General features: G+C 66.3%; 9 protein-coding genes and 1 pseudogene. 5 read left to right on the top strand and 5 right to left on the bottom strand.

The annotated features are described in order from the left end of the window. Positions 1-156 precede the first annotated feature (156 nt). On the top strand, positions 157-1,377 hold the full coding sequence (locus tag KUO17_RS10730; protein WP_217975544.1) for an MFS transporter: 1,221 nt from the start codon (positions 157-159) through the stop codon (positions 1,375-1,377). Positions 1,378-1,397: 20 nt separating this feature from the next. On the opposite strand, the gene KUO17_RS10735 is transcribed toward KUO17_RS10730, so the two are convergent. Beyond that, positions 1,398-1,961 carry a hypothetical protein gene (locus KUO17_RS10735; RefSeq protein WP_217975545.1) on the bottom strand — a complete coding sequence of 188 codons (564 nt, stop codon included), beginning with the start codon at positions 1,959-1,961 and terminating at the stop codon, positions 1,398-1,400. A 104-nt stretch (positions 1,962-2,065) separates the two neighbouring features. Here KUO17_RS10735 and KUO17_RS10740 point away from each other — a divergent pair, with 104 nt between their 5' ends. Both KUO17_RS10740 and KUO17_RS10745 read left to right on the top strand, forming a co-directional pair. Further along, positions 2,066-2,203 (top strand): hypothetical protein, encoded by a 138-nt coding sequence (locus tag KUO17_RS10740; protein ID WP_178116559.1) that lies wholly within the window; start codon positions 2,066-2,068, stop codon positions 2,201-2,203. Between the two features lie 76 nt (positions 2,204-2,279). Continuing rightward, complete coding sequence (locus tag KUO17_RS10745) at positions 2,280-3,437, top strand: MFS transporter (protein WP_217975546.1); 1,158 nt, start codon at positions 2,280-2,282, stop codon at positions 3,435-3,437. Positions 3,438-3,447: 10 nt separating this feature from the next. Here KUO17_RS10745 and KUO17_RS10750 read toward each other — a convergent pair whose 3' ends face one another. The 4 genes and pseudogenes from KUO17_RS10750 to KUO17_RS10765 form a co-directional block, all read right to left on the bottom strand. After that, the gene (locus KUO17_RS10750; protein WP_217975547.1) at positions 3,448-5,907 is read right to left on the bottom strand and encodes a TonB-dependent siderophore receptor; all 2,460 of its coding nucleotides are present in this window, start codon (positions 5,905-5,907) and stop codon (positions 3,448-3,450) included. Between the two features lie 95 nt (positions 5,908-6,002). Further along, positions 6,003-6,959 (bottom strand): FecR domain-containing protein, encoded by a 957-nt coding sequence (locus KUO17_RS10755; RefSeq protein WP_217975548.1) that lies wholly within the window; start codon positions 6,957-6,959, stop codon positions 6,003-6,005. Then, a complete protein-coding gene (locus KUO17_RS10760; protein WP_217975549.1) occupies positions 6,946-7,461 on the bottom strand; it encodes a sigma-70 family RNA polymerase sigma factor in 516 nt (171 codons plus the stop codon). The genes KUO17_RS10755 and KUO17_RS10760 overlap by 14 nt, the downstream gene beginning before the upstream one ends. Before the next feature lie 161 nt (positions 7,462-7,622). Further along, positions 7,623-8,661: pseudogene (locus KUO17_RS10765) on the bottom strand (LacI family DNA-binding transcriptional regulator). Between the two features lie 211 nt (positions 8,662-8,872). Here KUO17_RS10765 and KUO17_RS10770 point away from each other — a divergent pair. Then, positions 8,873-10,210, top strand: coding sequence for an MFS transporter (locus KUO17_RS10770; RefSeq protein ID WP_217975550.1), 1,338 nt, complete (start codon positions 8,873-8,875; stop codon positions 10,208-10,210). A 13-nt stretch (positions 10,211-10,223) separates the two neighbouring features. Next, positions 10,224-11,576: an amidase gene (locus KUO17_RS10775; RefSeq protein WP_217975551.1), complete on the top strand. Its 1,353-nt coding sequence runs from the start codon at positions 10,224-10,226 to the stop codon at positions 11,574-11,576. Positions 11,577-11,583: the final 7 nt, after the last annotated feature.

Here is an 11,583-nt window from a genome sequence, read left to right on the forward strand (position 1 = left end):
CACAACCTGTGGGAGCTGGCTTGCCAGCGAAGGGCCGCGCCGCAGACTAACGTTACTGAGAACTATTAACAAGTAGCCTTGCGGCGGAAAAGAATAGTGCGCTTGCTAACGAATTCTGGATAATTGGATCCCACTCTCCCGATGGACGTTTTTCCCATGGCCTTGAGTTCTGCCCCGTCAAGTACGCCCGCCGCCGCGACCGCTGCCAGCCAGAGCAGCCCGCTGGTGATGCGCATCATCGCCGCCTGTGCGCTGGCGCACTTGATCAATGACCTGATCCAGGCCGTGTTGCCATCGATCTATCCGTTGCTCAAGACCAATTACGGGCTGAGCTTCACCCAGGTCGGGCTGATTACCCTGACCTTCCAGATCACCGCCTCGCTGCTGCAACCGGCCGTCGGTTTCTACACGGACCGCAAGCCCATGCCGAACCTGCTGCCGCTGGGTACGCTGTGCACCCTGGTGGGCATTGTGATGCTGGCCTTCGTCGGCAGCTTCCCGATGATCCTGCTGGCCGCGGCGCTGGTGGGCATCGGCTCCTCGACCTTTCACCCGGAAACCTCGCGCATCGCGCGCCTGGCCTCGGGCGGGCGCTACGGGCTGGCGCAGTCGAGCTTCCAGGTCGGCGGCAACGCCGGTTCCGCCTTCGGCCCGCTGCTGGCGGCGGCCATCATCATTCCGTTCGGCCAGGGCAACGTGGTGTGGTTCGGCCTGTTCGCGCTGTTCGCGGTCGGGGTGACCTACGGCCTGAGCCGCTGGTACCGCGAGCACCTCAACCTGTTCAAGGCCAAGGCCGGCCAGACCGCCACCCACGGCCTGACCCGCGGGCGGGTGATCGGCGCGCTGGTGGTGCTGGGCCTGCTGGTGTTTTCCAAGTACTTCTACATGGCCAGCCTGACCAGCTACTACACCTTCTACCTGATCGAGAAGTTCGACCTGTCGGTGGCCAGTTCGCAGTTGTACCTGTTCCTGTTCCTGGGCGCAGTGGCGGCCGGCACCTTCTTCGGCGGGCCGATCGGCGACCGCATCGGGCGCAAGGCGGTGATCTGGTTCTCGATTCTCGGGGTGGCACCGTTCACCCTGATGCTGCCGTATGCCGACCTGTTCTGGACCAGCGTGCTGAGCGTGGTCATCGGCTTCATCCTGGCCTCGGCGTTCTCGGCCATCGTGGTGTACGCGCAGGAGCTGGTGCCGGGCAACGTGGGCATGATCGCGGGGATCTTCTTCGGCCTGATGTTCGGCTTCGGCGGCATCGGCGCGGCGTTGCTGGGGTATCTGGCGGATATCCACGGCATCGAGTACGTGTACACGCTGTGCTCGTTCCTGCCGCTGTTCGGCCTGCTGGCGATTCTGTTGCCGTCCACGCGCAAGCGCTAGACGGCCTTGACCCCTTGGGCCTAGCGGTGGCGGTGCGCACAACTCATGTGCTGCCCGCACAGGTCGCCGATCAACGCGGCCAGGCGCTCGGTCTGGGCGCGGTCCAGGCGGTCGGTGCGCAGCACCTGCTCGCCCACGCCAAAGCTGAAATCGAAGTCCAGCTCCATCAGGTGATAGTCCACCCCGTCGGCGCCCGACCACGTGGTGGTCGGCAGGTCGATGGCGTCACCGATGAATTCCATCAACGCCTCATCCGGCGTCTGGTCGTCTTGCCGTTGCCCTGGCAGGCAGGGGCCCGCGAAGTTCTCACCGATGCACACGAACGGGCTGCCGCGGGCGAATTCGAACAGTACCAGCACCTGTTCCTCGTCCGGCTCGACCTCCACCAGGCGAAACAGTTCATGGCTTGGCCGGTACAGCGGGCTTGTCCACAGGCAACCCTCGCTGTCCCCGGTTTCATCCAGCGCCTGCGCCGGCGCAGGTTCCAGCAAGCCCTGGCTCAGCAGACGGTGTTCGAGGCCTTTCCAGTCCGGCGCCTGAACATGCCGGTAGCGGGGGAAAATGAACTGGTGATGCTCGGACATGCGCAAACCCTCTTCCATGGTGGTGCGAGGTTAGCACGGCGCAATTGACGCCTGGCCCGGCCTTCACCTAGAGTGCCCGCCTTCCTTTCTCCTGTAGCCGCCCCATGAACCGTTTCTCCCGTCCTCGCGCAGCAAAGCCGCCGGTTGTCCAGGCCGTGCTGTGCGACTGGCCGTGCGACACGGTGCTCAAGCGTCGGCGCAGCGTGCTGTTCGCCTTCACCTTTTCGCCCCCCCGCGCCTGAACTGACAGCGGTTTTCAAAGCACAGTCATGTGGATGCCTGCGCGCGTTCGCGCGCCGGCGGGTTTGGAGTTTGAAGATGAACACGCGTTTGCTGGCGGGCCTTCTGTTCGCCGTTTCGATTGTCGGGTTGAGCCTGGGCGCAACCCTGCCACTGGTATCCCTGCGCCTGCTCGATGCCGGCGCCAGCACCCTGCACATCGGCGTCCTGTCGGCCGCCCCCGCAGCCGGGATGATGCTCTCGGCGTTCCTGGTGGACGCCTGCTGTCGCCACCTCACCCGGCGCACCATCTACCTGCTGAGCTTTGGCCTGTGTGCGCTGAGCGTCGGGCTGATCGACTGGGCGTTCGAGGCCACCTGGCTGCTGGGCCTGCTGCGCCTGGGCATGGGCGTGGGCATGGGCGTCGCGATCATCCTCGGCGAGTCCTGGGTCAACGAACTGAGCGAGGAGCACAACCGTGGCAAGGTCATGGCGTTGTACGCCACTGCGTTCACCGGCTGCCAGATGCTCGGCCCGACCCTGCTGGCGGTGCTCGGCGCGCACAGCCCATGGGTGATCATCCTGGTCAGCCTGTGCTATGCGCTGGCGCTGGTGTCGATCGTGTGGACGGTGCCCAACGACTACGTCGAGCATGGCGAGGAGGGCGACAAGCGCTTTTCGCTGGGCGGCTTCCTGCGCGTGGCCCCGGCCCTGTGCATGGGCGTGCTGTTCTTCTCGTTTTTCGATGCGGTGGTGCTTTCGCTGTTCCCCGTCTATGCCACCAACCATGCCTACGCCGTGGGCGTGGCCGCATTGATGGTCACGGTGATTCTTACCGGCGACATGCTGTTCCAGTTGCCGCTGGGCTGGCTGGCCGACCGCTGCGAGCGCACCACCCTGCACCTGGTGTGCGGCGTGGTGGCGATGCTGATCGGCCTGGCGCTGCCGTGGCTGATCCAGGTGCAGTGGCTGTTGTGGCCGGCGCTGGTGGTGCTGGGCGCGGTGGCGGGCGGGGTGTATACGCTGGCGCTGGTGCTGATCGGGCAGCAGTTCAAGGGCCAGGATCTGGTCACGGCCAACGCCAGCGTCGGCCTGTTGTGGGGCGTGGGCAGCCTGGTGGGGCCGCTGGTCAGCGGCGCGGCCATGGGCGTGGCGCCGCATGGCCTGCCGATGGCGCTGGCGGCGATGGCGGCGCTGTTCGTGTGCTTTGCCCGCGGCTCGCGCCGCAGGGCCTATGCGGCGCGCACGGCGCAGTAGCGGGCAGGCCTCAGAAGCTGCCGCGCAGGGTCAGCGAGACGTTGCGCGGGTCGCCGTAGTAGTAGCCGGTCGAGGTGGCGCCGACCTTCTTGTAGTAGTGCTTGTCGAAGATGTTGTTGGCGTTGAGCTGCAGCGAGTAGTGCTGATTCACGCGGTAGCCGAGCAGGGCGTTGTACACCGCGTAGCCACTTTGCGACGCCTCGGCAGCGCCGCTGCGCGAGTAGATGTCGCTCTGCGCGCTGACCCCGCCACCCACGGTCCAGGCGTCGTACTCGCCCGGCAGGCGGTAGCGGGTGAACAGCTTGAGCTGGCGCTTGGGGTCGGTGGAGCGGATCACCTCGCCGGTTCGGCTCGCGGTGTCCTTGAGGTACTCGGTGGTGGTGTAGGTGTAGCCACCCGAGACCTGCCAGCCCGGCAGCACTTCCCCGCTCACTTCCAGTTCGAAGCCTTCGCTGCGGTTCTTGCCGGCGGCGACCTTGCAGTAGCCGCTGGTGTAGTTGGGCAGGCACGGATCGGGGCTGGTCGGGTCGTCCAGGGCGTTGCCGACCTGGTAGATGCGAAACAGCGCCAGCGAGGTGTTGAGCCTGCCGTCGTAGAACTCGCCCTTGAGGCCCATCTCGTAAGCTTCGCCGGTCACCGGGTCGAGCACTGAATTGGCGCTGTCGGTGGCGCTTTGCGGGTTGAAGATCTCGGTGTAGCTGCCGTACAGGCTGAAGTTCCTGTTCAGGTCATAGATCAGCGCGGCATATGGCACGATCTCCTGGTCGACGCTGTACTTGCCTGACGTCTTGACGTTGTTTTCCTGCTCGTAGTCGTACCAGTTGATGCGCGCGCCGATGATCGCCGTCAGCGGATCGGCCAGCGAGATGCGCCAGGTGGCGTGCGCTGCCTGCTGGGTAGTACGGGTCAGCAGCGGGCTGGCCGTGATGTCGATCGAGGGTTCGGGCAGGCTGGTCTTCGGGTCCCAGTCGCGAATGTCGAAAACGCCGGAGGGGGTGAAGTGGGTGGCCGAGGCGATCGAGTCATTGCGAATGCGCTCCACGCCCACCATCAGTTCATGCTCGCGGCCGAGCAGGTCGAACGGGCCGTTGAGGGTGGCACTGAGGTTGGTCTGCTCGCTTTCGCCGCCATCGCCCTCGGTCACCTGGTAGTTCATCAGGTACGGGTTGGTGGTGCTGGCGCGGGTGAAGTAGGTCTGCTTGAAGCCATGGTCGTCCAGGCGAAAGTGCGTGCGCGTGCCCGACACCTTGAGCGTCCAGTCGTTGTCGAACACATGCTCCAGCTCGGCGAAGGTCTGCAGGTTGCTGCGGTTCCAGCGGTTCCAGTCGGCGCCCAGGTAGGTGCTGCGCGACAGCTTGAGCGGCGAGCCATCGAAGTCGGCAGGCAGGCCGCCCCAGGAGCCGGTGGCTTGGAGTTCGGTGTATTCGATGCCGCCGGTGAGCGTGGTGCGCTCGCCCAGGTCGGCGGCCAGCGCACCGTAGAACACGTTCTTGCGCTCCATGCGGCTGTCCTGGAAAAAGTCCTTGTCGTCATGCACGGCAATCATGCGGCCACGGATCGCGCCATTGTCGGTGAGCGGGCCGGACAGGTCGGCCACATAGCGTTGCGCGTCCCAGGAGCCGGCGGTGACGCTGGCCGAGGCCTGGAAGTCGCGGGTCGGGCGCTTGCGCACCAGGTTCACCGTGCCCGACGGGTTGCCGGCGCCGCGCAGCATGCCGGTGGCGCCGCGCAGGATTTCGGCGCGGTCGATGATGGCCGCATCGCTCTGGATGAACGCGCCACCGCCGCTGCCCTGCACCACGGTCGCGCCGTCGTACTGGATGGCATCGATCTGGTAGCCGCGCGAGTAGTAGGTCACGCGCTCGCTGTCGACGTAGTCGACCACCACGCCCGGGGTCTGCTCCATCATCGTGGTGAGGTTGGTGATGTTCTGGTCGTCGAGGCGCTGGCGGCTCAGCACCGACACCGATTGCGGGGTGTGGCGCAGGGTCTGGGGCATCTTGCCGATGGTCACCGCACCGGTGGTGTACGAGCCGGTGTTTTCGGTGGTTTCACCCAGGCGGTCGCTGGAGATGCTGGTGGCGCCCAGCTCCAGGGCATCGCCGCTGTCCACCGCAGGCACCAGCAGGAAGCTGTTGTCGGCTGTCTGCTGCACCTGCACGCCGCTGCCCTGCAGCAGCAGCGCGAGGGCCTGGGCACTGGCGTAGCTGCCCGACACGCCGTGGGTGGTCTTGCCGTGCAGGCTGGCGGCGTCATACGACAGGTTCAGCCCGCCCTGACGTGCCATCTGTTCGAGCGCTGCCGCCAACGGCCCGGCGGCGATGTTCCAGCGCTGCGTCGGCTGTGTGGTGGCAATCTGGTCCGCGGCCGCGTGCATCGGCACGCTCACAGTGGCCAGGGCAAGGCCCAACAGTGCGCCGCGCACGGCCTGCGGCAGGGGAGAGGGTCGAGCAACGCTTGGGCAGATCATTCGGGGCTCCTGTTGGGGAATGGCAGGCTGTGTCGCCTTTATCCCTACAGGCCGAACAGGAATGAGAAACCACCTCATTTATTTTTCAGGTTTTTTCAGACCGCTGAAACGCTCACCCAGTAGCGCGTGCGGTAGTCGATGCGCACTGGCAACGCCTGGGCGATCAGCGCCAGGATCTGGTCGGTGTCGGCCAGCTGATAGGTGCCGAACACCTTGAGCCCGGCCACGTCATCGGCGCAGCGCAGCACGCCTGGGCGGTAGCGCGACAGTTCGACGATGAACTCGCCCAGCGGCATCTGCTGCACGCTCAGTACGCCTTCGCTCCAGCCCCACGGGTCGACATGGCCGAGCGCCGGGCTGATGTGCCCGTTGGCGCGCAGCAGCAGTTGCTCGCCGGGGTGGGCGATGCGCAGTTCGGTGCCGTTGCCGGCAGACAGGGTCACGTTGCCCTCGCGCACCGCCAGGAACGTACCGTCGCTGCGCTCACGCACCAGCAGGCGCGAGTTGCGTGCCTGCAGCATGCCGTCACGGGTGGTGACGCGCAGGGGGCGCGGGTCGTTGCCGGTGGTGATGGCCACCTCGCCCTGGATCAGGCTCAGGCTGCGCAGGTCAGTGTCGAACCGCAGGTCGATGGCGCTGGCGGTGTTGAGTTGTATCAGGCTGCCGTCGGCGGTGTGGTAGCTGCGCCGCTCGCCGGTGGCGGTGTGCCTGTCGGCCAGCAGCGAAGGCAGGCCGAGCTGATCGCGACCGACCCAGCCCAGGGTGCCGGCTGCGCCGAGGATGCCCAGCAGCTTGAGGCTGTCGCGCCGGCTCAGGCTGCGCCGCTGCGCGCCGTCCAGGGTGCGGCGGCTGAGGTCGCGGGGCAGGGCGCTGAACTCATCGCTCATGGCCTGCACCTGGGCCCATGCCAGGGCGTTGTGCGGATGGCGTTCGAGCCAGTGCTGGAAGCGTTGTTCAGCCTGGGCGCTGGGCGTGTTGTAACGCAGTTGCACCAGCCATTCGATGGCCTGGTCGACGTGGGCCTGGCCCAGTGGGGCGTCAGGCCTGGGCATGGCGCAAGCGGTAGCAGACGCCCATGGCCTTGGCCAGGTCGCGTTCCACGGTGGCCCGCGAAATGCCCAGGTGCTCGGCGATCCTGGGGCAGCTCATGGCGTCCAACTGCGCGTGCAGGAACACCTGGCGCACCCGTGGCTTGAGTTGCGCCAGCAGGTGGTCGAGGCGTTCCAGGGTGTCGAGGATCATCCAGCGCTGTTCCTCGCTGGGCACCTCGGCGGGTGGCAGGTGAGCCAGGCTTTCGAGGTAGGCCTGCTCCAGGGCGCGGCGGCGGAAATGATCGATCATCAGGCCGCGGGCGATGCTGCTGAGGTAGGCGCGCGGCGCTTTGAGCGGGTGCACGTGGCGGGCCTTGAGCAGGCGCACGAAGGTGTCCTGGGCCAGGTCTGCGGCGTGGGCGTGGCAGCCCACACGGCGGCGCAACCAGGTGTTGAGCCAGGAGTTGTGGGTACGGTAGAGCAGGTCGACCTCGGACGGGGGGAGCGTGTCGCTGGTGTGCATCGTCGATCGAGGCCTGCGCGGGAGGAGTGATTGTGAATCGTTCGCATTCTATGTGGGCGGCCCTTCGCTGGCAAGCCAGCTCCCACAGGCAGGGCGCCAACCCTGAGAGCCATGCTGCCCCTGTGGGAGTTGGCTTGCCAGCGAAGCATTCAACCCGGTCTTCAGCCAGCCGCCTGCAACTGCCCCGAACTCGCCCGCACCTGCAACTGCGGCGCCAGAATGATCGACTCCGCCGGCTCGCCCTTGATGCGCTTGAGCAGCAACGCCACTGCATGGCACCCCATCTCGGCCAGTGGCAGGCGCACGCTGGTCAGCGGCACGATCAGCTCATTGGCCAGCGGCGTGTCGTTGAACCCGACCACCGCAATGTCCTTGCCCGGCACCAGCCCCCTGTCGCGCGCCGCGCCCCATCAGGCCGATCGCCAGGAAGTCGTTGACCGCAAAAAACGCCTGCGGTCGCGGGCTCAGCCCCAGCAGGTATTCACCCTGCTGGTGGCCCGTACGGCTGTCGAACGGACCATTGAGCGTCCATTGCGGGCGCAACGTGATGCCCTGTTCGCGGTAGTACCGGGTAAACCCGCGGGTACGGTCGGCACCGGTGGACGCATGCCGCTCACCGGCCAGGATCGCCACATCGCGCCAACCCGACTGGTACAGGTGCTCGGCCGCCAGCCAGCCGCCCAGTTCGTCGTTGCTGCCCGCCGTCAGGTGCCCGGCAATCTGCCGGCTGACCAGCACGTAGGGAATGTGTTTGCGCGCCAGCAGCTCAAGCAACGGCTGCTGCTCGCCCACATGCGAGTCACCCACGATCAGGCCCGCCACCGAGCGGCGCAGCGCGTGTTCGGCACGCGCCAGCTGGCGCGGTTGCTGGTCGTCGGTATTGGACACGAAGGTGAGGTAGCCGGCCTGCTCGGCAGCGCTGTCGATGCTGTCGTAGATGGTCGCCATCACAAGGTCCGTGAGGCGTGGCATCAGCACGCAGATCTCCTGACTTTTACGCAGTTTCAGGTTGGATGCCTGCGTGTTCGGCCGATAATCGAGCTCTTTGGCCAACGCGCGAATGCGCGCCACCACCTCGGCAGACGCCGCCCGCTCGACCCCGGCCGGGTCACCATTGAGGACCCGCGACACCGTCGAAACGTGTACCCCGAGTGCTGTCGCCATGGACTTGAGGGTGGCGGGGCGAGATGAATTGGGCATGTGTGAGCGGCTTCCAGGCATGGCGTGATTCAGCGCGCAATTCTACCCCAATCGATGCACAGCCTCTGAAACAAACCTTTACCCAAACGATTGACTAAAACTTTTTGCGTGGCTACATTCGCTCAACCCAAACGTTTGGGTAACACAATAAAAATACGCCGGACGCGGCCGACTTTTTGACTTCTGCCATCATTTGAAGAGTCAGATACCTATGAACAGCCCAGCTATTCCGCGTTTCCGCTACCAGATTTTCTTCCTGATCATGCTGATGGCGCTGCTCAACTACATCGACCGTGGCGCGATTTCATACGCCTCGGCGAGCATTCTCCCGGAGTACGGTTTCGACAAGGCAGACTGGGGCAACGTCCTGGGCTATTTCGGCTACGGCTACATCCTCGGTGCACTGATCGGCGGCATCCTGGCCGACCGCTTCGGCGCCAAGCGCATCTGGCTGATCGCCGGCGCCACCTGGTCGATCTTCGAGATTGCCACCGCGTTTGCCGGTGACCTGGGCCTGGCGTTCATGGGCGGCTCGGCCATGGCCGGCTTCGCCACCATCCGTGTGCTGTTCGGCTTTGCCGAAGGCCCGGCCTACTCGGTGATCAACAAGAGCGTGGCCAACTGGGCCACGCCCAGGGAGCGCGGCTTCGTGGTGTCGGTCGGCCTGCTCAGCACGCCGCTGGGCGCCTTGCTCACCGCCCCGGTGGCCGTGGGCCTGCAAACCCTGACCGGCGACTGGCGCAGCATGTTCGTGGTACTGGGTGTGGTCAGCCTGGCACTGCTGATCTTCTTCATGACGCGCTTCACCAACACCCCGGACGAAAACCCGCGGGTGTCCAAGGCCGAGCGCGAGTACCTGCGTCAGGAACGTGCCGCTGCCGCCAGCGCCACCACCCCGACCACCAGCGCCGCGCCGATCTGGCACTTCTTCAAGAACAAGGACCTGCTGCTCAACGCGGTCGGCTACTTCTCGTTCGTGTATGTGACCTTCCTGCTGCTGACCTGGACCCCCAAGTACCTGCAGGACGAGTTCCACTACAACCTGTCGTCGCTGTGGTACATGGGCATGATCCCGTGGACCGGCGCCTGCTTCACGGTGCTGCTGGGCGGCAAGATCTCCGACCTGCTGCTGCGCCGCACCGGCAACCTCAAGGTAGCGCGCAGCTGGCTGGCCGCGACCTGTCTGCTGCTGACCACGCTGTGCTTCATGCTGGTGTCGCAGGCGCAGACGGTGTGGGGCGTGATCGCCCTGATGACCCTGGCCAACGCGCTCAACGCGCTGCCCAACTCGGTCTACTGGGCCGTGGTGATCGACACCGCACCGTCCAACCGCGTCGGCGCCTACAGCGGCATGACCCACTTCATCGCCAACACGGCCTCGTTCATCGCGCCGATGCTCACCGGCTACCTGACCGTGCGCTACGGCTACTCGTCGATGTTCGTGGCGGCGGCAGTGGCCACGGCACTGGGCATGAGCGCGATGCTGATGGTGCGTCCGGGCAGCCGCCAGGTTGCCGCGTGCCCTTCCTCTTCACCTGCTGCGGTTTGATGGAGTTGTCTGTATGAACCAGGCCAAGCCTTCCCACGCCGGATACTTTCTCGGCCTTTCGATCGCCATGCTGGCCGAGCGCCTGCGCGCCGGCAGCGTGACCTGTGTCGCGCTGACCGAGGCTGCCCTGGACAGCATCGAGCGGCTCAACCCGGCCTTGAACGCCTTCGTCCACGTCGATGCGCCGGTGGCGCTGGCGCAGGCGCGCAAGGCCGACGCGCTGTTCGCCCAGGGCCTGGACCTGGGCCCGCTGCATGGCATACCGGTAGCGATCAAGGACAACATCGACACCTTCGACCACGTGACCACCTACGGTTCGGCGCATTTCGAAGGCTTTCGGCCGGCCCGCGATGCGCTGTGCGTGCAGCGCCTACGCGAGGCCGGCGCGGTGATCGTGGGCAAGACGCTGACCCACGAGTTCGCCTATGGCCCCACCGGCGATCGCTCGCTGCAGGGCGCGGCCCGCAACCCGTGGGATGCGCGCTGCATCACCGGCGGCTCGAGCGCCGGCAGTGCGGCGGCGGTGGCCAGCGGCATGGTGCCGTTGGCACTTGGCACCGACACCGGTGGCTCGATCCGCATTCCCACGGCGTTGTGCGGTGCGGTCGGCTTCAAGCCGTCGTTCGCTGCCGTGCCGCTGGAAGGGGTGTTCCCGTTGTCATCGAGCCTTGACCACGTGGGCCCGATCGCCAACCACATCGACGATGCCCGGGTGCTGTTCGAAGTAGTGGCCGCGCGTACCTGTGCACCGGCCACCCTGAGCCGGCCGTTGCGGGTGGGCTGGATCGAGCCAGGTGCCTTCGGGCCGCTGGACGCCGAGGTTCAAGGGCAGGTCTACCAGGCCGCGCAGCAGCTGTTTGGCGATGCACTGGAGCCCACTGCCGAGCTGGCGCCGCTGGTGGCGGAACTCAAGGACACCTTGCTGACCCTGCAACGCGCCGAGGCGTACGACGTGCACGCCGAGCGCATGCAGGCGGCGCCGCAGTTGTTCGAGCAGGAGGTACGCGAGCGCCTGGAGTTGTCGCGTGAGGTCAGGGGCTGGCAGTACATCCGGGCCCAGGCCAGCCAGGCCCGGCTCAAGGCGGCGCTGGCGCGGCTGTTCGAGCGCTATGACTTCCTGGTGTCGGCCAGCGTGCCGATTGTGGCGACGCCGGTGGATGCGCGCGAGGTGCAGGTGGGTGAGCAGCGCATCGACGTACGTGCAGCGGTGCTCAGCCATACCAGCGCCTGGAACCTCACCGGCCTGCCCGCCATCAGCCTGCCGGCGGGGCTGGTGCGGGGCATGCCGGTGGGGCTGCAGGTGATCGGTGCCGCCGGTGCCGACGATCGCCTGCTGCAGGTGCTGGGGCAGCGTTACGTGCGCTGAGCAATGG

Source organism: Pseudomonas aegrilactucae, assembly GCF_019168305.1.
Lineage (GTDB): Bacteria > Pseudomonadota > Gammaproteobacteria > Pseudomonadales > Pseudomonadaceae > Aquipseudomonas > Aquipseudomonas aegrilactucae.

Bases quoted from the DNA above. Each gene is read 5' to 3' on its own strand.
- KUO17_RS10775 (WP_217975551.1), top strand. From the start codon at position 10,224: ATGAACCAGGCCAAGCCTTCCCACGCCGGATACTTTCTCGGCCTTTCG.
- KUO17_RS10740 (WP_178116559.1), top strand. From the start codon at position 2,066: ATGAACCGTTTCTCCCGTCCTCGCGCAGCAAAGCCGCCGGTTGTCCAG.
- KUO17_RS10755 (WP_217975548.1), bottom strand. From the start codon at position 6,959: ATGCCCAGGCCTGACGCCCCACTGGGCCAGGCCCACGTCGACCAGGCC.
- KUO17_RS10735 (WP_217975545.1), bottom strand. From the start codon at position 1,961: ATGTCCGAGCATCACCAGTTCATTTTCCCCCGCTACCGGCATGTTCAG.
- KUO17_RS10760 (WP_217975549.1), bottom strand. From the start codon at position 7,461: ATGCACACCAGCGACACGCTCCCCCCGTCCGAGGTCGACCTGCTCTAC.
- KUO17_RS10770 (WP_217975550.1), top strand. From the start codon at position 8,873: ATGAACAGCCCAGCTATTCCGCGTTTCCGCTACCAGATTTTCTTCCTG.
- KUO17_RS10745 (WP_217975546.1), top strand. From the start codon at position 2,280: ATGAACACGCGTTTGCTGGCGGGCCTTCTGTTCGCCGTTTCGATTGTC.
- KUO17_RS10750 (WP_217975547.1), bottom strand. From the start codon at position 5,907: ATGATCTGCCCAAGCGTTGCTCGACCCTCTCCCCTGCCGCAGGCCGTG.
- KUO17_RS10730 (WP_217975544.1), top strand. From the start codon at position 157: ATGGCCTTGAGTTCTGCCCCGTCAAGTACGCCCGCCGCCGCGACCGCT.